The sequence below is a fragment of the Micromonospora sp. DT227 genome (genome assembly GCF_049841835.1).
In the GTDB taxonomy this organism is placed as follows: domain Bacteria; phylum Actinomycetota; class Actinomycetes; order Mycobacteriales; family Micromonosporaceae; genus Micromonospora.
Genome location: NZ_JBNCLA010000068.1, coordinates 1 through 339 on the forward strand (window position 1 = coordinate 1; position 339 = coordinate 339).

The 339-nt window shown below is 67.3% G+C and carries 1 protein-coding gene; it reads left to right on the plus strand.

All coding sequences use genetic code 11. The annotated features are described in order from the left end of the window. The coding region (locus ACLQ2W_RS33925) for an AMP-binding protein (RefSeq protein WP_425791986.1) at positions 1-339 on the plus strand (339 nt) is incomplete at its 3' end.

The following is a 339-nucleotide window of genomic DNA, read 5'->3' on the forward strand; positions in this document are numbered from 1 at the left end:
GTGTTCACCCCCCTGGACCCCACACTGCCCACCCCACGCCTACACACCATGATCACCCAAGCCGACGTCCACATCGCCGTCACCGACCACACCACCACCCCACTGGCCACCACCCTCAACCTCACCGCGATCCCCGCCGACGACATCCCCACCGAACCGACCGAACCCGTCGACGTCGTCGCCCCCGCCACACCGCACGCCAGCGCCTACGTGATCTTCACATCCGGATCCACCGGCCAACCCAAAGGCGTACGCGTCCCCAACACCGGACTCACCTCACTGACACACACCTTCCACACCCGACTCGCCCTCGGACCCGACGCCCGCGTCCTGCAACTC